The sequence below is a fragment of the Porphyromonas crevioricanis genome (assembly GCF_900476255.1).
In the GTDB taxonomy this organism is placed as follows: domain Bacteria; phylum Bacteroidota; class Bacteroidia; order Bacteroidales; family Porphyromonadaceae; genus Porphyromonas; species Porphyromonas crevioricanis.
Window position 1 is genome coordinate 1,430,647 of record NZ_LS483447.1, and the last position, 18,932, is coordinate 1,449,578.

Genomic DNA, 18,932 nt, shown 5'->3' on the forward strand with positions numbered 1-18,932 from the left:
CCTCCAATAGATTATCTTTGCGAGTGGAGGGTACTAAGTTCGGTACTGCAATGTTGTAATATTTATAAACACAGGAAAAATGGGAAAAGTCTTGATAATAGGCGCCGGAGGAGTCGGTACTGTAGTCGCTAAGAAGGTGGCAATGAACTCCGATATATTCACTGAGATTATGCTTGCCAGTCGCACCAAATCGAAGTGCGATAAGATAGTCGCAGAGATCAAAAATGTACACATACGAACTGCTGCTGTAGATGCAGATAACGTTGATGAACTTTGCCGACTGTTCGATGATTTCAAGCCCGAGCTCGTTATCAATGTGGCTTTGCCATATCAAGATCTCAGTATCATGGAGGCCTGTCTCAGGTCGGGAGTAAATTATTTGGATACTGCTAATTATGAGCCTTTGGACGAGGCCAAATATGAGTATAGCTGGCAGTGGGCATACCACGATAGATTCCGTGAAGCCGGCCTTACGGCTATTTTGGGATGTGGTTTCGACCCTGGATGTACCAGCGTGTACACGGCTTATGCAGCCAAGCACCATTTCGATGAGATTCATTACTTGGATATTGTGGATTGCAATGGTGGCGATCATCACAAGGCTTTTGCAACGAACTTCAACCCTGAAATTAACATCAGAGAAATTACCCAGCGAGGAAAATATTATGAGGATGGAAATTGGCATGAGACAGACCCTCTGTCCGTACACAAGACTTTGAATTATCCCAATATCGGGCCTCGGGAGTCTTATCTGATGTATCACGAAGAATTGGAGAGTCTGGTCAAGAATTTCCCCTCTATCAAGCGTGCTCGTTTTTGGATGACTTTCGGGCAGGAATATCTTACTCACCTCAGAGTATTGCAAAATGTTGGGATGACGAGAATCGATCCTGTGTTGTACAATGGAATGGAGATTGTTCCCATCCAATTCTTAAAGGCCGTATTGCCAGATCCTGGAGAGTTGGGAGAGAATTACAGTGGAGAGACCTCTATTGGCTGTCGTATCCGAGGAGTGAAAGATGGTAAGGAACGTACCTACTACATTTGGAATAACTGTAGTCACCAGGCCGCTTACCAAGAAACTGGAGCTCAAGGAGTGAGCTATACGACGGGAGTCCCGGCTACAACCGGGGCTATGATGTTCTTCCGTGGATTGTGGCGCAAGCCGGGTGTGTTCAATGTGGAGGATTTCGATCCGGATCCCTTTATGCAAGAAGTTGCAAAACAGGGTCTGCCTTGGCATGAGGCTCATGATCTGGATTTGGAGCTATGAGCAAACAGCATACAGTGCTGATCGTAGATCCACAGATTGATTTTGTAAGTGGTTCACTCGCTGTGCCCGGAGGGGACAAAGCACTTGATTGGCTAGCTGTCTATCTCCGGGAGCATTGGGCGGATATAACCCAAGTGGTAGTAACCCTTGACGAGCATACCGCCGATCATTGCAGTTTTTTGTCCCAAGGAGGGGAATGGCCGCCTCATTGCATCCGATATACCGTGGGGGCAGCTATTTATCCTCCTATATCCGATGTCTTGGCTTTCTTTGTTTCCAAGGGAATCCCGATTCTTTATTTGGAGAAGGCGACAGATAAAGATGTTGATGCATACAGTGCTTTTGAAGAGGTTGTCCCGGAATGTCTTCGTCAAGCAAATCGCATTTGTGTAGCCGGATTGGCTGGAGACTTTTGCGTGAAGAAGTCGGTAGAAGACCTGAAAAAGTATGGGCTTGGAGATAAGATAGAGCTACTGCAGCGTGGGATTGCTTATATCAATTCAACAATATTGTAATTATATATGAGAAAGAGACTGTGTCGTAATTGATTTATGGCACAGTCTCTTTTTTTGTTTTCTCGAAGGAATAATATGCTTGATATCAAGACTGATACGGAGGAGAAGATCCTCACCCCGGTTTGTGTGGTTCCACTTGGTCCCGGAAATCCCGAGGATTTAACCTTGGGTTGTTGGCATAAATTGCAGGCAGCCGATCTGATATTCTGTCCCTCTACGCTTTCCGGAGAGAGCAAAGCTCGGCAGATCATGCTTGCTGTAGGTATCAAACCGGAGCAAATACGGGCTTATCCTTTGCCGATGTCGAAGGATAGGACAGCTGCTCTGCGTGCATACGACAAGGTTACAGAGGAGGCTGCCGAAAACTATCGTCTTGGACTTCGAGTGGTAATTACAGCGGAGGGAGACGCCGGCTTGTATAGTAGCTCGGGCTATATCTTTAGCCGACTGGATCAATTAGGGGTGCAGACAGAACGGAAGGCTGGCATCCCAGCTTTTGTGGCTGCAGCAGCCTTGTCGAAGGTAATTCTTACAGAGGGGGATGAATCTTTGTTGATTCTCCCGATTGTGAAATCTGCCGAGAGTTTACTCAATCAAATAGATCAGGGTGCCACTGTTGTTTTGATGAAATGTTCGCAATCAGTGGAAACCATAAAGTCAGCCATTCGAAAAAGACCGGATTTGAATTGGCACTATTTTGAATCTGTCGGATATGCACAGGAGTACTGCACCTCTTCTGTCGAGGAGATAATAGAGAGATCTTTCCCCTATTTTTCTCTTATCATTGTTCGGAGGTGAAGCCTTCTTGAGTGGCTGCAATTTGTTTCTTCTCGGTTTCATAATGGGAGCCGTGTAGTGCTCTTCTCGAGGTTGGTAATACACTTTCTTAAGGGTGTTTACATCCAAATCGCAGGAAAATCCTCCATCGACTCTCTGGCACAAACTGACTACCGCAAGAGAACTATTAGAGATAAAGCATTCGCTTGAGGGGGATGTTTCTGCTCCATTTAGGTGCCACGCAAAAGAAGTTGCCGAATGGTGGCCCAAAAGATACCGGGCGATCGCAAGATCGCTCGGTATCTTTTTATTGATTGCTCAGTATCCTTTCTGGGAAACTTCTAATTAGTGCATCAAAAACTCCGAACCTTTTGATTGATTGCTTGGCACATTTTTTTAGAAAGCACCTGATGAGAGTATCAAAAGCAATAAAGCTTTCAGACAAAAGCAATAAAGCTTTCAGACAAAAGCAGCTAAGCTTTCGAGCAAAAGCAACTAAGCTTTCAGACAAAAGCAACTAAGCTTTCAGACAAAAGCAGCTAAGCTCTCACGCAAAAGCAATAAAGCTTTTGATTGATTGCTTGCCGGCTTTCTCCAAATTGGTAATACGCTTTCTCGAGATTGGCAATACATAATCTTAAGGCTGCTTACATCTAAATCACAGGAAAATCCTCTATTGACTCTCCGACAGACATCAACTGACTACTGCAGAAGAGCTATTGGAGATAAAGCTTTCGTTCGGGGGATATTTCTGCCCCATTTAGGTGTCGCTCAAAAGAACTTGCCAAATGGGCAACTTGTCCAAATCCTTAGTCCTTCCGTTACAGTTTGGATAACATTTCTAAATTCTTCCCTCAAGAGCTGAGAGCATACCGCAAGCCGCAGCTATGTCTTCTCCTCGTGATTGACGGATCGTTACGGTATGTCCCTTTCGCTCCAACATCTCTTTGAATTGGATTAGTCTGTCTTCATCGGTGGAGGGCAGGTCGACATTCGGTATTCGGTGGTATCGGATCAAGTTGATCAAGGCCGGCAGTCCCTTGAGGAGAGCGGATAATCTGTTTGCGTGGTTGAGAGTGTCATTGAGTTTGCCAAAGACGATATACTCAAAGCTTAATTTTCGTTGCCCTCCAAAGTTGTGCTGTCTTAGCAGTTCTATTGTTCGTTCAATAGGGAAAGCCTTTTCGGTGGGCATTATTTGTGCTCGCTCTTCCGGAATTGCATTGTGAATGCTGATAGCCAAATGACAGTTGCATTCTTTGAGGAATGTCTCCAAGGCCTTTGTCACTCCAATTGTGCTGAGAGTTATTCGTTTGGGACTCCAAGCAATTCCCCAATTAGAAGTCAATATGCTTATGGATTTCATAACAGCCGAAAGGTTGTCAAGCGGTTCGCCCATACCCATGTAGACGATATTGGTTAGCAGTGAAGCTTCTTCTACTGAGAAGATTTGGTTGATAATTTCTGCAGCCGAGAGATGACCACTGAACCCCTGTTTCCCTGTCATGCAGAATAGACAATTCATTTTGCAACCGACTTGAGTGGAAATACAGAGGGTATATCGCCCTTTATCCGGTATCATTACGGATTCTACATATTGTCCCTCCTTGATGCGAAACAGATATTTACGAGTACCATCTGCGGATTGCTGTACGTATTGGGGAGCATATCGTCCTACTGTGTATTCTTGGGATAGTTTCTCTCTATTACTCAAGCTCAAATTAGTCATTTCCTCTATCTGAGAAATTCGTTTTACATAAAGCCAATCGGCTATCTGTTTGGCAGTGAATTTGGGCATTCCTGACCGGATAACGATCTCTTGTAATTCTTGTAGAGAAAGGCCTAAAAGAGGTTTCTTATTCTGCTCCATATGGCTCTTGGTGAGAAAGACTTTGTTGTAACCAATGAAAAGATTGAGATGTATATTCTTTACTTGCTTGCTTTGAGACGAGCTTCCAGCTTGTGCAGCTCATCTCTAAGCCTTGCTGCCTCCAGAAAATCCAGCTCGGCTGCTGCATCGAGCATCTTCTTACGTGTGAGCTCTATCAGATCTTTCAGTTTATCAGAGGTCAGCTTGTCTACTATCGGATCGGTAACTCGTCCTGCTGCGGGCTCTACATAGGCATGAAGCCCTCCCATATCTTTGTCATCTAAATCTCTGTTATCCAGTATGGATTTGAGGTTCTTGACAACTTGTTTGGGCGTGATACCATTAGCTCGATTGTATGCCATTTGCTTCTCTCTCCTGCGCTCCGTCTCGTCAATGGTGCGCTGCATACTTTCTGTGATTTTATCTGCATAGAAGATTACTCTGCCGTTGATATGTCTTGCAGCACGTCCGGCTGTTTGTGTCAGAGAGCGATGAGAGCGAAGAAAACCTTCTTTGTCTGCGTCAAGTATTACTACAAGAGAGACTTCCGGCAGATCCAACCCTTCGCGGAGCAGGTTTACCCCGACAAGCACATCGTACACTCCTCTGCGAAGATCTTCCATGATACGTATTCGCTCCAGAGTATCCACATCGCTGTGAATATAGGCTGTGTTGTAGTTGTGTTCGGATAGATAGTCGGACAGCTCTTCTGCCATGCGTTTGGTCAGGGTTGTTACCAATACGCGTTCTTTCCGTTCGATGCAACAGCTTATTTCCTCTTCCAAGTCGTCTATCTGATGCTCTGTGGGACGAACTTCGATGATCGGATCAAGCAAACCAGTGGGTCGAATCACTTGCTCCACCACTATGCCTTCGGATTCTCCCAGCTCATAATCTGCCGGAGTGGCACTGATATAAATTGTCTGATGAGTGAGGGTACAAAACTCTTCAAAGGTCAAAGGCCTGTTGTCCAGAGCTGCCGGAAGACGGAAACCATAGTGTACCAAGTTTTCTTTTCGAGAACGGTCCCCTCCGTACATGGCTCGTACTTGAGGGATCGTCACGTGGCTTTCATCTATCACCATGAGGAAGTCTTTTGGGAAATAGTCGAGTAAGCAAAATGGGCGTTCCCCGGCTTTCCTGCCGTCGAAGTAGCGAGAATAGTTCTCTATTCCCGAACAGTAACCCAGCTCTCGGATCATCTCAAGATCATAGGTTACTCGCTCATACAGACGCTGAGCTTCGAGAGCTTTGCCTTCTTTTTCGAGGAATGCCTTTTGAGTGCCCAAGTCTACGTCTATCAGGCTTACAGCTCTGTCTACCTGCTCTTTGGTTGTGACAAAGAGGTTAGCTGGATGTATTTGCAGACTGCTCATCGGGCCGTATTCCTCTCCACTGATCGGATTGAATGAGGCTATATGCTCTATTTCGTTGTCCCAAAATTCTATTCTATAGGCCATTCCCTCGTATCCCTCAATAGCCGGAAATACGTCTATCGTATCTCCTCGTACACGAAAGTCCCCACTGTTGAATTCTATTTTGTTGTTTGTGTAGTAGCTCTCTACCAGTTGTCTCATCAATATATTTCGAGAGAGCTTCTGACCGATCCTCAGATGAATAACTTTTTCTTCAAAAGCCTTTGGATCGGCCATTCCATACAAACAGCTTACAGAAGATACCACTATCACATCTTGTCTGCCACTCAATAAAGCGGCAGTAGCTTTCAAGCGAAGTTTCTCTATTTCAGCATTGATTGCCATATCCTTCTCTATGTAAGTATCACTTACAGGTATATAGGCTTCCGGTTGGTAATAGTCGTAGTAAGAAACAAAATACTCGACAGCATTGTCGGGGAAGAAGGATTTGAATTCACCATAGAGTTGTGCTGCCAAAGTTTTGTTGTGACTGAGCACTAAGGTTGGTTTATTGATTTGAGCTATTACGTTCGCCACAGTGAATGTTTTGCCCGATCCCGTTACCCCCAGCAAGGTCTGTGCAGCGTCTCCATTCCGCACACCTGCTACTAGTTGAGAGATGGCCTGAGGTTGATCCCCGGTCGGGACAAAAGAAGATTTGAGTTCGAATTTCATTTGTATGTAGGGAGGTGTTTATATGGCATCGACATCGAAGTGTATCTTGCACTTTTTGGAGTCTGGAACGGAGATGGAAAGCTCATTGTAAGCTGCGATAATCGCTTGACGCTCGGCATTTGAGTTCATGAAAGTAGGCCTGCGAAGTATAATTTGCCGGATGTAGTAGCGATCTATACGCTCAATGTCGGGAGTATGGATGTCGGTGATCAGTTCATGTGGAAGGTTTCGATTGATAATGGTTGCAAATTGTCTTGCAACATTGGATACAACAGACCTATCCAAGGCTCTTATAACTACTGTTGTGAGTCTGGTAAAGGGAGGAAATTGACAGGCTTGACGTTCTTGAAGTTGCTCCTCAATGAAAAGCCTGTAATCCCCGAGAGACAAGGCCTCTATAAAAGGGTTTTGAGGATCATTCGTTTGCAATATCATTCTTGTATTTCCCTCCTTTACTCCGAAGGAAGAACGGATAGCAAGTTGATACAGAAGTTGATAGGCTTTTTCGTCTGCTCTAAAGTCTGGAAAGGCTAAAATGCTGTCCAAGTTTATCACTCCAATGAGATCGATATCGTGCCAGATCGGGAGAGCAGCCATCATCTGTGTTCCTACTATAATGTTGACATTGCCAGTTTCTATCTGGTTGAGCAGAGTTTCCAGCCGCTTCTTGCTTTTCGCAATATCGGAGTCTATGCGGAGTATTTGGGCCTGAGGGAACAGCTTCTTTATTTCTTCGGCCACCCTCTCTGTGCCAAAACCATATGGCTGCAACTCTTCTCTATTGGGGTTTCCACAGCTCGGACAAATGTAAGGAAGCAGCTGTTCGTACCCGCAGTAGTGGCAGCAAAGTTTTTCACTCTGTTTGTGGTATGTAAGGCTTACGGAGCAACGAGGGCAACAGAGACTATTGTTGCACTTCTTGCATTTGACATACATTCCGTATCCTCGCCTGTTTTGTATCAATACTACGCGCCGCCCTTTTTCCAAGATTGATTTTACAGCAGTTTCAAGCTGTGGAGAGATCGTTTCGTCCGATTGAAGACGTCTTTGACGGTAGAGTGTTTTCATGTTTACCGTTTCTATGTCTATCGGTCTGGGCTGGGGTTGTTCTTCTCCTTGTAGGAGATTTTTCCATTTCCCTATTGACATATTGTATAGCGTCTCGGCAGATGGAGTCTCGGAGGTGATGAGCACCTTTGCCCCTTTCAGTTGTCCTAACATGATAGCGGCATCTCGGGCATGGTATCGAGGTGCCAGGAGTTGTTGTTTATAGGCATATTCTTGTTCCTCATCGATAATGATTAACCCCAGACGTTTCATTGGCAGAAAGAGAGCAGAGCGATTTCCAATCACAACAACTGGTATATCTTGTTGAGCAAGTTGCTGAAAAAGAGTGATACGTTGGCTGGCTGTTTGTCGAGAGGAATAGAGCTGACATCTATCTCCATAACGTAGACAGAGTCTTTCGGTAAGACTGTCAGCCGATGGAGGGTATTGAGATTCAGGACTAAGAAGTAACACTTGTTTGCCCTCTGCATATGTTTGGCTTATCTGCTGCTCCAAAAAAAACTCCTTACGCTTAATACTCTCTTGATAGTGGACAGATACGCCCTCCGGCAGGATTATTTTCTCTTTTGGATTTAGTGGAGAAGTAGGAAAGACCGATCCAACAGTTTTAGTCAGTTTTCTTAGTCTTTCTTTTCGGATCAGAATACCTTTCCTGATCAGAGCTCTCAGGGTAGTAGCTTCATTCGCATTATTGCCACAGAGAAGTCGCAAAGGAATTTCTCCATGAGGGAATATGTCTTGAGAATCTAATAGAGCAATCAGTTTTTGCAATAGCTTTTGTTGTTTTGGTGCTCGGTGCAGGAGGTCTATTTGCTTCATCAGAAGCATTTCATCCTCAGCTAACGAGTCTGCTAAGGCAACCGTTTGTTCGTGTTTCCCTTTTGTTCTAATGTTAAGCTCTTCTTTCAGCTGTATGGCTCCTGATTTTACCAAACGTAAAAAAGAAGGTAGGGCAGGGCGACCGATACTTTTCTGTATTTCGGCTATGGATAAGGATTCTTTCCCTCTTTTGATAATGAGATCTAAGATGTTTAAGTCTGCACAAGGGAGAGGCTCCGAAGCTTCGTATTCAGGGTTTGCGATAACTTCTGTATGACTTTCAGGTAAGAGGGCAGAGGGCAGAGCTGTCCGGAGGACTTCTCCTTCAGTACACAAATAGTATTTGGCTATCCATGTCCAAAAAGCAATGTCATCACTACTGACCAGCGGAACTTCATCCACGACAAAAAGGATCGGCTTGATTTCTTTGACTCCCTCAGGTGGTAGTTGATCGATCCTTATAACAACAGCCGTATAAAAGCGTTTGCTGCCCAAGGGCACTGCTACTCGCATACCTACCTTTATCTTTTCTTCCAAATCCTGTGGTATGGAGTAGTGATAGCTCCCGGGGATAGCCAAAGGGATGAGGACGTTGGCGTACATTGTTCTTTGGCTGATCATAGAATGACTCTTTCCCCCAAAGCTTGGGCGAAGGACGCTTTTGTGTTGTTTAGGTCTTTTAACTCAGAGAGAAGGTCCAGTATTTGCTCGGATTCGTTATTTCGTTGGGCGATTACTATTTCTCGTTGCACTTCGTGAATCCGTTTTATTACAAATGCGTTTTGGAAAATCTGTATCGCTCGCACACACTGATCTGCCAAGCGTTTTTGTTCTTTCAAGGCTTCTGCTTCTTGCTCTTTTTCCATATCCTCATCCGATTTAAGCAGGTCACTCAGTCGATAACGATCGGAAATTAGATCCATAGCCAGGCAGTTGATTTCCTCTTGTGGATGGTGAATGAAGTAGGATTGACTGTTGAAGTCTCTATTTTCACGAGTCTTCATTGCGGCCTCCTCCAGTATTTGTCGGACAAGAGGCGTGGTAAAATCCAAAATTCCATCAGAGGCAAGTTCTTCATAGACAAAAGAAGCCAATACGATGCGATTTGCCGGTTTCCCATCCCTATCCAGAAAGAGGATATCTTCTCCTCCATGCTTTACCACAAGTCTGATAAGCTCCAGTTCTTCCTTTTTGGGAGGTTCTTTTTGTTTTGTCTCTTCCCGAGTTTGGAGAAGGGTTTCTTTTTCATTTGTCGTATTCTCTCTCGGAGTATTGTGAGCGGTGTATTTGCTATTTCTATGTTTCTGGACTTCGATCAGTAGCAGCTCTTCTGATATTTCAAGTTTTTGAGAAGTAGCTTGCACATAGACGGACCGATTGATGGCATCCGGTATTATGGATATGCTGTGCACAATGTCCGAAATGACTTTGGCTCGTTGCATCGGATCACTTCCCGAGTCATGCAACAGAAGATTGGTTTTGAAGCTGATGAAGTCTTGTTCGTTTCTCTGCAAATAGGTTTGAAACTCCTCCGCAGTATGAGATTTGGCGTAAGAGTCTGGGTCTTCCCCCTCCGGAAGCAGTACAACCTTTATGTTCATCCCTTCGGCCAGAAGCAGATCTATTCCTCTTAATGCAGCTTTAATACCTGGTGCATCACCATCGTACAAAACAGTGACGTTCGATGTAAACCTCTGTATTAGACGAATTTGAGGGATTGTAAGAGCTGTGCCGGAGGAGGAGACTACATTCTCAACGCCGGATTGTGTCATTTGGAGCACATCGAGGTAGCCCTCCACCAGATAGCATTTATCCAGCTTTGATATGGCTCGCTTGGCTTGGTGTAAACCATAGAGCTGGTAACTTTTGTCGTATATGATGCTCTGTGGAGAGTTGACATATTTGGCCAGTTTGTCGGACTTTTTGAGAATGCGTCCTCCAAAGCCCACTGGCTTGCCACTGACCGTGTATATCGGGAATATTATGCGCCCTCTGAACCGGTCTGTAAGGAGTTTCCCAGCCTGCGTTTGGGAAGACAGCCCAGTAGTGATCAGAAGTTCGGTTGAGAATCCTTTGTGTATGGCAGTTTCTGAGAAAAGATTCCATTCGTCCGGAGCATACCCCAGGCCGAAACGTTCTATTGTATCCGGTCGGATTCCCCGTTCTTGGAAATAGGACAGACCGATGCGTTTCCCCTCATCACTTTCCAATAGATATTTATGGAAATATTTAGCAGCAAATTCGTTGAGGATAAAAAGACTTTGTCGTTTGTCAGCCTCTCTTTTTTCCTCGTCGGTGAGTTCTCTCTCTTCTATGGGAATGCCATACTTGCGAGCCAGATACTTGAGAGCCTCTGTATAGCTCATTTGCTCCAGCTTCATCAGAAAGTTGATAGGATTTCCTCCCTCTCCGCAAGAAAAGCATTTGCAGAAGTTTTTCCCTGGAGTGACATAAAAAGAAGGGTTGCGATCGGCATGGAAAGGGCATAGTCCCACGTAGCTTGCTCCGCGTTTTCGTAAGGACACGAAGTCGCTCACCACATCTAATATTTGTGCGGCATCTGTGATTTTCTGTATGGTAACAGGATCTATCACGATTATTGCTCTGCTTTCAATTTTTCTATAGCAAGAGAGAGGTCTTCTGCTGTGTCTATGCCTATTGTCTCTTCTTCGGCCTGCAGCACACGTATGCAGTAGCCTGCTTCTAACCAGCGGAGTTGTTCCAAACTCTCCGCTTGCTCTAATGGGCTGACGGGCAGGTCTGTCAGTTCTCTCAGTATATTAGCACGAAAGGCGTACAGCCCTATGTGTTTGAAAAAGACATGAGAACTGGACCACTGTGTCGGGTCTACATTCCTTAGATATGGAATGACCGATCGGCTAAAGTAGATAGCATTACCAAATGAATTGACAATCAACTTTGGGGAGTTGGGATTAGACAGATTCGCAAAGCCACAGTCAGCAGGGAATGGTATAGCAGTAGTAGCTATATCTACCTTGTTGTCCTCAAAAGAAGAGGCCAGTCTTCGTATGAGTTTGGGGTCGATGAAGGGTTCATCTCCCTGCAAGTTGATTACGATATCTGCTTCTTCTCCCAATTTGTCGAGAGCTTCCCGACAGCGGTCCGTGCCAGACTTACAGCTCTCGGATGTGAGTATTGCTGTCCCTCCAAAACTCTCTACTGCGGAGATTATACGCTCGTCATCGGTAGCAACGATTACTCGTTCTACAGCTTTGCTTGCTTGCTCTACAACTCGCTGTATCATGGGCTTCCCAAGCATGTCTATCAGAGGTTTCCCAGGCAATCGAGTCGAAGCATACCGGGCCGGGATGATGGCTATTACCTTATCCATATGTGCAAAGGTACTATCTTTGGGTCACCAAGTTATTAAGTAACCGTCCTTTCTGAATATGAAGAAGACTTTGATCATAGTAGCTCATCCCTCTTTGAGAAAAAAATCAGTTATCAATAGCGCATGGTGTAATGCACTTAGTGGTCATGAATCCATAACAATTAGGGATCTCTATGCCGAATACCCTGACGGGAAGATAAACATTGCAAAAGAACAAGCTCTGGTAGAGGCACATGAGCGCATCATATTTCAGTTCCCCCTATGGTGGTATGCTGCTCCGGCTTTGCTCAAAGTTTGGTTAGACGAGGTTCTTACAGAGGGTTGGGCCTATGGAGCCGGAGGAGATAAAATGTTGCCCAAGGAAATCGGTGCAGCTGTTAGTTGCGGTGGGAAAATAACAGATTTTCAAGAAGGAGCCGCTCAGCGTCATACATTGGCCCACTATCTCGATGTCTTTGATGGTGTGGCTGCTTTCACTCGTTGTAAATACATTGGTTTCCACGCTGTGTATGACACTTACAATCCCGAAACCGTTGCTCATATTGATGAGAATTGCCGTGATTATCTCTCTTTTTTGGAGCGCTGATGTCCCCCCATTATGATATTCTTACCACGTATCTTTTTTTGCTTATACGCTGAGGCGTGGTTGAGACTTGTGTAGAATTTTGCTCATAGCGAATCTAAGATATGAATTCCACCAAAAAGAAGTTTATTTCCAAGCATCCTATTTTGTCTAGCTTGCTGCTCATGCTCGTATTATCTCTTTTGATTGTATTTGTATTGGGTTCGTTCACGGACATTTATACCTCTCATGGACAGGAGAGAGAGGTTCCCATGCTGAAAGGATTGACACAACAGCAAGCTGTCGAAAAGCTTGAGACTCTGGACCTGAAATGTGAGGTTGTTGATTCGGTTCATTTGGGTTATAATCGGAATGTCCTACCGGGTGCCATTGTTGAGAGTGTACCCGAGGCCGGATCAAAGGTGAAACCCGGGCGTATCATATTTCTCACGGTTAATGCCTTTTCTCCCCAAAAGGGGACTATCCCGGACCTCAAAGATTTGTCTTTGAGACAAGCAGTATCTGTCCTGAAGTCTATTGGATTTACCAATGTAAGGCAGAGGTATATTAGTGGAGATTTCTTAGATCTGGTTTCTGCGGTGGAGACAGCAGATGGGCGTGAGATACGCCCGGGAGATCGAATAGCCCTTTCGGATCCTCTTGTATTGGTCGTAATACGAGGAGGTTTTTCTCTTGTTGATTCTCTACAGCCTGAGCTAGAATCTGTTCCCGATTCTATGACCGTTGAGGAGGAAGGACCACGCAAGAACGATCGGGAAGAAAATGAATCTTGGTGGTAATTCATATTCAGATTTGGAGGAATGTTTGTAGAAGAATCTGAAAGAGTCAGTGTTCCGGATTCGGATTTGGATGAAGATCTGGATTGGGATTCCGAGCAACTAGCCGATACATCTACCCCTCTCTACGAGCATTACCGGTTTGTTGCCGACCCAGGACAGACTCCTGTCCGTGCCGACAAATTTTTGTTCGATAGGATAGGGCGTATTTCCCGCAATCGTATACAGTTAGCAGCCGAAGCAGGCTGCGTATTTGCTGGTGATAATCCTATCCGTAGCAGTTATAAGGTAAAGCCAGGGGATGTGCTGACTATCCGGATGGAACGCCCTCGGAATGAACTGGAGATACTTCCGGAAGATATATCTCTGGATATAGTATATGAAGACGATTCGCTTTTGGTGGTAAATAAGGCAGCCGGGATGGTGGTGCATCCGGGACACGGCAATTTTACCGGGACTTTGCTCAATGCCTTGGCTTATTATCTGCGTCATGATAACAATTTCGATCCTACCGATCCCAGGTTAGGCTTAGTACACCGTATAGACAAGGATACATCCGGATTGCTTGTTATTGCCAAAAATCCAGATACCAAAACACATCTGTCGAGGCAGTTTTTCAACAAAACGACACAACGAACTTACCGAGCTCTTGCTTGGGGACGATTTGAGGAGAAAGAGGGAACCATAGAGGGAAATATCGGTCGAGACTTGCGTAACAGAACCGTTATGGCTGTTTATCCCCCGAATTCAGAAGAAGGAAAACCGGCTGTCACACATTATAGTGTGTTGGAGGAAATGGCCTTTGTCAGCTGGATAGAATGTCGTTTGGAAACTGGTCGTACGCATCAGATACGCGCTCACATGAGTCATATAGGACACCCTCTATTTTCAGACGAAAAATATGGCGGTACTTGTATATTGAGAGGGAATAATACACCTAAGTATCGCCAATTCATCAATAATTGTTTCGATATTTGTCCTCGTCAGGCTTTGCATGCCAAGACTTTGGGTTTTGAACATCCGATTACAGGCCAATGGATGAGTTTCGACTCGGAATTACCTACGGATTTAGAAAAACTCCTCTTGCGTTGGCAGGCCTATACACAAACTCTTTTTGATAAATGAAACCTCATGTTATTGCTGTTGTAGCCGGTGGTTACTCCGGGGAGGCAGAAGTATCGCTTCGCTCTGCACAGTCTTTGATGGGCTGGATCGACAGAGATTACTGTAGCCCTTATTTGTTGAAGGTAGACCGGGAAAGCTGGACCGTATTGAATGGTCCTGATGGAGAGCCGGTGGATAAGCCGGTGGATAGAAATCTTTTTGGTTTTGAGGATGCAGACGGCAATTCAATTAAGTTCAAGTATGCGTTCATCACAATACATGGTACTCCCGGAGAGAATGGGCTGCTCCAAGGATATTTGGATATGATGGCTGTGCCATACAATACCGGAGGGGTGCTTACTGAGGCTCTCACTTCGGACAAGTATACTTGCAATAGATATTTATCCACTTTTCCCGATATTCATACAGCGCAGTCTGTCCGAATATCTTGTGAGGAACATCCGTTGGAAATAGAAGACTTGGTTTCCCAATTGGGGCTTCCTCTTTTTGTCAAGCCTAATACGGGGGGGTCGAGTATTGCTACATCTCGTGTAGATAAACTGCAGGATTTGTCGCCGGCTATTGATAAAGCCTTTGAAGAAACACCAGATGTTTTGGTGGAATCATTGCTCTCCGGTACGGAGCTTACTTGTGGCTGCTATATGTCATCCGAGGGTCTGCGGGCTCTTCCTGTGACAGAAGTTGTAAGCAAGAACGAGTTTTTTGACTACGAGGCTAAATATCAGGGAGCGGTGGAAGAAATTACCCCTGCTCGCATATCTCCAGAGTTGACTCTGCATATACAGGATCTTACGAAGAAGATATACAAATATGTTTCGGCGCACGGGATTATACGTGTAGATTACATCGTCTCTCCAGAAGGAGTTCCTTTTTTGTTGGAAGTAAATACAACCCCGGGGATGACCTCTACAAGTTTTATCCCCCAGCAGGTGACAGCTGCCGGTCTTTGTATGAAACAGGTGCTCACTGATATTATATCCCAAGATTTGGGCCGGAAAGAAAATTAAGCATAGGAAGATACTTATGGTAGACTGTAATTTCGATGATATTCGCCCCTTTAGTGATGAAGAGGTCCCTTCAGCAATGGATGGCTTGCTCAAGGATCCTGAGTTTGAAAAATTCCGTTCGGTAGTTTTGTCTGGGTTGTCCTCTGAGGAGTTTTCTTCCTATTGTCGCCAGTTTGTTACGGGCAAAGGCTTTAAGGAAAATGTAGGATACATGGTGGTAAACCATATTGTTGAACAGTCGGCTTTTTCCTTGGATGCTTCTGGGCGCAGTCGATTGAAAGAAGACAAGCCGTTTACCTACATCAGTAATCATCGGGATATCATTCTTGACTCAGCGTTTCTTAATGTTTGCCTGAAAAACATTGGTCATCGTATGTGCCAAATAGCAATTGGAGACAACTTGCTCAAACGGCCTTGGATCAAGACTTTAGTAAAACTCCTGGGGAGTTTTATTGTTAAGCGAAAACCTGATATTAGAGAGATGCTGCACGAGAGCAATAAGCTCTCCTCCTACATCCGAGCTTGTATCACGGAGCTGGATGAGTCTGTTTGGATTGCGCAAAGAGAAGGACGTGCCAAGGATTCAGACGACCGGACCCAGACGGCTCTTCTCAAGATGCTTGCCATGTCCGGCGAAGGTGATTTGCTTGATCGTTTCAGAGAACTAAACATAGTCCCTGTTTCGTTGAGTTACGAATACGATCCCTGCGACTACCTCAAAGCCCGAGAGCTTCAGGCCAAGCGAGATAATCCGCAATATGCCAAGTCTCCCATGGAGGATTTACTCAACATGTCCACCGGATTGAGAGGCTACAAAGGGCGAGTACATATCACATTCGGTTCTCCTTTGAACAATGTTTTGGACGGTGTAAATAAGAGCTTACCCAACAAACAGCAATTGGAAGCTGTAGCCGACTTGATCGATAGAGAAATACATAGGCATTACAGGCTATATCCTGGAAATTATGTTGCCTTGGATTTGTTGCACGGTGATGCGAAATACAGTGCCCATTACAGCGAGGACGAGAAAAGTAGATTTATCGAATACGTATTGCGACAGGTACATAAAATAGTTTTTGAAGACGGAATGGCCAAAGACGAAGCCTTTTTACATCAAGCCATCCTCAGAATGTATGCCAATCCTGTCATCAACCAGTTAGTTAGTCAAGGAGTAGATTGAAGAAACCAGATGGATACTCTTGCACGATATATTGATTAAGATCCGTTATTGTCAAACAAGGGAGGAAAGCAGATACTGTTTCCCTCTCTTTTTTTTGTCCTTGTGTCTCTTCTCTTTTGTATCGACCATTCTCATATTGATAAATGCCGTCATTTTGGGGTAATTGTGGATCATGGAGGACGAAACGGGGCGGAATCTTTTCAGATAGATTGTTTGTTTCGTTCAAGGCTCGCAGAGGATCTAATATCCGGATCATTGATGTGGCTTTGTAATCGTTGTTTTGTTGACCCCAAGGAGCCACTGCCTCTATTTGGGAAAATGACGATTTGTACTTGCACAATAGATTTAACAGAAGATCTTTGTCTGGCTTTCCTGTGCAGCCTTTTATCTCCATGATATTATTACGTAAGAGATAGTATATCCTACTGTTTCTATTTTGTGATATTACACACCCTCCAACCCCAGCCAGAGACAGATCTTTAGCTACTATTTGTGCTTGTTTTTCATTGTGTAGCACGATTGGCCCTTTGCAAGCAGCATATTTCTTTGAGATTATTTCGGCCACTTGTTCGTGGGAATACTCGTTGGAGAAATGGAGTGTATCTCGGGTAAAAGCGGGCGAATAACTACTACTTTTTTGATAGAAGTCAAAAAGCCAAGGCTCTGCCGGAATGAGGAAGCTGTATATGTCTCCCTTTGCGTACATCATTTGTAAGGCCTCCTGCATCAACTGTGACATAAACCCACGGTTTCGATATTCAGGATGGGTGCAGGCTCCTGATATGTAGGAGGCTTGCATTGGCTCTTTGCTAGAGAAATGTAATTGATATGGAATCATTTGTACGTGGGCAACAGCTTTCTCTCCCTTCTCTTCATACAGCAAAAGAGTATTGTCATCTTTATAAACCTCGCTGAAGTATAGATTGACAAAGACTGCTGGATCATTGAAGCAAATCTCCCAAAGAGATCTGGCCGAAAGACCCTTGTCTGACAGGTGTAGCATACTGGGAAATTATTTCATAACAGAGTTATTCCCTGTTCTTAGTATTGCTGTTTCTTTGCACAATAGGATGTCCGGTTTGTACTGTAGCTTGGCCTTACGAAGGCCTTCGATACCCAAGTCTTCTTCCCTATTTATATAGGTGTACTGCTCTGGGATATGTTTGGCCATTTCGTTGTTGATGATGGCAAATGTACCTGGTATTGAGGCGTCTGCTTTTTCTATAGATACACCAAACGTATCCTTGTTGATTGGCATTCCGAGAGAGAAAGCTACGACCCGACCATCTACTCGTATAGCCCCCCCATATAACCCGATTGCTTCTCGCTGCTCCATGGCTCGTTGTATCATGGTCAGTTCATGCTTAGCCTTGTCGGCTTCAGACTTCGATTCGTTCCAGTCCTGAGCCAATTGTAGGCATTCTTGTTCATTTGCACTATTTATTTCTTCAAAGCTGTAGTCCGGGTATGTGCTCTTAAATCGATTGACAAAGTTTCTTCTTGATTGCAGTTTCTTACCAGCCAGAGTTGCGAGTTTTTCGCGGGTGTAGATATAGTCGCACCAATCTCGATCGGTGAAGAAAGTGAACTGTTCCGGATAAACCTCCTCCAAAAGTTGATGACACCGAGATGTAATACCCATGAGAGTGAGCGGATAATCACCTTTTTCGGCTTCTTCTGCCAACAGTTCGATTACTTCCCTCAATGCTTGAGGGGACTCATCCCTGCCTATAGGGAACAAATACAAGGGGTGGGAGGTATTATGCGTGCGATAGAATCTTATAACTAAGTGTTCGGCTATCACGGCCCAAGAGGTGTGATATAAAAAACCCCACGAGTATAAATTGCAGAAAGATAAATCGCAGATCGAGATATTTGCCTCATTGGTATAGTGCGCAATGATATCCTTGTCTTTGCATTCGATAGGTCTAAATTCCATAGTATAGATTTGTCTCGATTGTTTTCTTGCTTGCTAAACACTTTCTGGATTGAAACACATTTTCTCTAGGGCTTGTTTAGGTTTTTAACTTCAAATTTTTGATAGCATCTTTTAGACTGGAGAATACCATTTATTTCCTTGTGGTTCCATCTTTTTTATTGAGGGGTTTTCTCTGTTCGGATTGAGTGGCTTTTCAGGCTGTATTCGGTGTTTCTAAAAAAGCTACTGAGTAATCTCTTAAAAGCTTTATTGCTTTTGCTCGAAAGCTTAGTTGCTTTTGTCTGAAAGCTTAGTTGCTTTTGCGTGAAAGCTTAGTTGCTTTTGTCTGAAAGCTTAGTTGCTTTTGCGTGAAAGCTTAGTTGCTTTTGCGTGAAAGCTTAGTTGCTTTTGTCTGAAAGCTTAGTTGCTTTTGCTCGAAAGCTTTATTGCTTTTGATACTCTCATCAGCTGTTTCCTGAAAAAGGTGCCAAGCAATCAATCAAAAGGTTCGGAGTTTTTGATGTACTAATTAGAAGTTTCCCAGAAAGGATACTGAGCAATCGAAAAAAAGATACCGAG

Annotated in this window: 15 protein-coding genes; 8 read left to right on the top strand and 7 right to left on the bottom strand. The window is 44.5% G+C overall.

Features of this window, described 5'->3' with window-relative positions:
* Positions 1–79 precede the first annotated feature (79 nt).
* The 3 genes from DQN70_RS06240 (at position 80) to DQN70_RS06250 (ending at position 2,586) form a co-directional block, all read left to right on the top strand.
* Positions 80–1,273, top strand: coding sequence for a saccharopine dehydrogenase family protein (locus DQN70_RS06240; protein WP_036887635.1), 1,194 nt, complete (start codon positions 80–82; stop codon positions 1,271–1,273).
* Entirely contained in the window at positions 1,270–1,788 is a 519-nt protein-coding gene (locus tag DQN70_RS06245) for a cysteine hydrolase family protein (RefSeq protein ID WP_042120317.1), read from the top strand. Before DQN70_RS06240 ends, DQN70_RS06245 begins: the two co-directional genes overlap by 4 nt.
* A 75-nt stretch (positions 1,789–1,863) precedes the next feature.
* Positions 1,864–2,586 (top strand): precorrin-2 C(20)-methyltransferase, encoded by a 723-nt coding sequence (locus DQN70_RS06250; RefSeq protein WP_023937743.1) that lies wholly within the window; start codon positions 1,864–1,866, stop codon positions 2,584–2,586.
* 820 nt (positions 2,587–3,406) lie between these two features.
* On the opposite strand, the gene rlmN is transcribed toward DQN70_RS06250, so the two are convergent.
* From rlmN to kdsB, 5 genes are read right to left on the bottom strand one after another with little or no spacing between them, the layout of a single operon-like run.
* Positions 3,407–4,435, bottom strand: coding sequence for a 23S rRNA (adenine(2503)-C(2))-methyltransferase RlmN (gene rlmN, locus DQN70_RS06255; RefSeq protein ID WP_023940837.1), 1,029 nt, complete (start codon positions 4,433–4,435; stop codon positions 3,407–3,409).
* Between the two features lie 59 nt (positions 4,436–4,494).
* On the bottom strand, positions 4,495–6,525 hold the full coding sequence (uvrB, locus tag DQN70_RS06260) for an excinuclease ABC subunit UvrB (protein WP_023940839.1): 2,031 nt from the start codon (positions 6,523–6,525) through the stop codon (positions 4,495–4,497).
* Positions 6,526–6,543: 18 nt separating this feature from the next.
* Positions 6,544–9,015: a replication restart helicase PriA gene (gene priA / locus DQN70_RS06265; protein WP_042226073.1), complete on the bottom strand. Its 2,472-nt coding sequence runs from the start codon at positions 9,013–9,015 to the stop codon at positions 6,544–6,546.
* A 14-nt stretch (positions 9,016–9,029) separates the two neighbouring features.
* Entirely contained in the window at positions 9,030–11,006 is a 1,977-nt protein-coding gene (dnaG, locus tag DQN70_RS06270) for a DNA primase (RefSeq protein ID WP_023937495.1), read from the bottom strand.
* Positions 11,007–11,008: 2 nt separating this feature from the next.
* Positions 11,009–11,764 carry a 3-deoxy-manno-octulosonate cytidylyltransferase gene (gene kdsB, locus DQN70_RS06275; RefSeq protein ID WP_023937494.1) on the bottom strand — a complete coding sequence of 252 codons (756 nt, stop codon included), beginning with the start codon at positions 11,762–11,764 and terminating at the stop codon, positions 11,009–11,011.
* Between the two features lie 58 nt (positions 11,765–11,822).
* Between kdsB and DQN70_RS06280 the strand changes: the two genes are divergently transcribed.
* The 5 genes from DQN70_RS06280 (at position 11,823) to DQN70_RS06300 (ending at position 16,435) form a co-directional block, all read left to right on the top strand.
* Positions 11,823–12,350, top strand: coding sequence for an NAD(P)H-dependent oxidoreductase (locus DQN70_RS06280; RefSeq protein WP_023937493.1), 528 nt, complete (start codon positions 11,823–11,825; stop codon positions 12,348–12,350).
* Positions 12,351–12,451: 101 nt separating this feature from the next.
* Positions 12,452–13,126: a PASTA domain-containing protein gene (locus DQN70_RS06285; RefSeq protein ID WP_023937492.1), complete on the top strand. Its 675-nt coding sequence runs from the start codon at positions 12,452–12,454 to the stop codon at positions 13,124–13,126.
* A gap of 21 nt (positions 13,127–13,147) precedes the next feature.
* Positions 13,148–14,248, top strand: coding sequence for an RluA family pseudouridine synthase (locus DQN70_RS06290; protein WP_023937490.1), 1,101 nt, complete (start codon positions 13,148–13,150; stop codon positions 14,246–14,248).
* Positions 14,245–15,255, top strand: coding sequence for a D-alanine--D-alanine ligase (locus DQN70_RS06295; RefSeq protein WP_023937488.1), 1,011 nt, complete (start codon positions 14,245–14,247; stop codon positions 15,253–15,255). Before DQN70_RS06290 ends, DQN70_RS06295 begins: the two co-directional genes overlap by 4 nt.
* Before the next feature lie 16 nt (positions 15,256–15,271).
* The gene (locus DQN70_RS06300; protein WP_023940845.1) at positions 15,272–16,435 is read left to right on the top strand and encodes a 1-acyl-sn-glycerol-3-phosphate acyltransferase; all 1,164 of its coding nucleotides are present in this window, start codon (positions 15,272–15,274) and stop codon (positions 16,433–16,435) included.
* On the opposite strand, the gene DQN70_RS06305 is transcribed toward DQN70_RS06300, so the two are convergent.
* Together DQN70_RS06305 and DQN70_RS06310 are read right to left on the bottom strand one after the other, a co-directional pair.
* Entirely contained in the window at positions 16,416–17,438 is a 1,023-nt protein-coding gene (locus tag DQN70_RS06305) for a GNAT family N-acetyltransferase (RefSeq protein ID WP_023940847.1), read from the bottom strand. The genes DQN70_RS06300 and DQN70_RS06305 overlap by 20 nt on opposite strands.
* A gap of 9 nt (positions 17,439–17,447) precedes the next feature.
* Entirely contained in the window at positions 17,448–18,374 is a 927-nt protein-coding gene (locus DQN70_RS06310; RefSeq protein ID WP_023940849.1) for a DUF2156 domain-containing protein, read from the bottom strand.
* Positions 18,375–18,932: the final 558 nt, after the last annotated feature.

Bases quoted from the DNA above. Each gene is read 5' to 3' on its own strand.
- DQN70_RS06280 (WP_023937493.1), top strand. From the start codon at position 11,823: ATGAAGAAGACTTTGATCATAGTAGCTCATCCCTCTTTGAGAAAAAAA.
- DQN70_RS06250 (WP_023937743.1), top strand. From the start codon at position 1,864: ATGCTTGATATCAAGACTGATACGGAGGAGAAGATCCTCACCCCGGTT.
- DQN70_RS06295 (WP_023937488.1), top strand. From the start codon at position 14,245: ATGAAACCTCATGTTATTGCTGTTGTAGCCGGTGGTTACTCCGGGGAG.
- priA (WP_042226073.1), bottom strand. From the start codon at position 9,015: ATGTACGCCAACGTCCTCATCCCTTTGGCTATCCCCGGGAGCTATCAC.
- kdsB (WP_023937494.1), bottom strand. From the start codon at position 11,764: ATGGATAAGGTAATAGCCATCATCCCGGCCCGGTATGCTTCGACTCGA.
- DQN70_RS06300 (WP_023940845.1), top strand. From the start codon at position 15,272: ATGGTAGACTGTAATTTCGATGATATTCGCCCCTTTAGTGATGAAGAG.
- DQN70_RS06305 (WP_023940847.1), bottom strand. From the start codon at position 17,438: ATGCTACACCTGTCAGACAAGGGTCTTTCGGCCAGATCTCTTTGGGAG.
- DQN70_RS06310 (WP_023940849.1), bottom strand. From the start codon at position 18,374: ATGGAATTTAGACCTATCGAATGCAAAGACAAGGATATCATTGCGCAC.
- DQN70_RS06285 (WP_023937492.1), top strand. From the start codon at position 12,452: ATGAATTCCACCAAAAAGAAGTTTATTTCCAAGCATCCTATTTTGTCT.
- rlmN (WP_023940837.1), bottom strand. From the start codon at position 4,435: ATGGAGCAGAATAAGAAACCTCTTTTAGGCCTTTCTCTACAAGAATTA.
- DQN70_RS06290 (WP_023937490.1), top strand. From the start codon at position 13,148: ATGTTTGTAGAAGAATCTGAAAGAGTCAGTGTTCCGGATTCGGATTTG.
- uvrB (WP_023940839.1), bottom strand. From the start codon at position 6,525: ATGAAATTCGAACTCAAATCTTCTTTTGTCCCGACCGGGGATCAACCT.
- DQN70_RS06240 (WP_036887635.1), top strand. From the start codon at position 80: ATGGGAAAAGTCTTGATAATAGGCGCCGGAGGAGTCGGTACTGTAGTC.
- DQN70_RS06245 (WP_042120317.1), top strand. From the start codon at position 1,270: ATGAGCAAACAGCATACAGTGCTGATCGTAGATCCACAGATTGATTTT.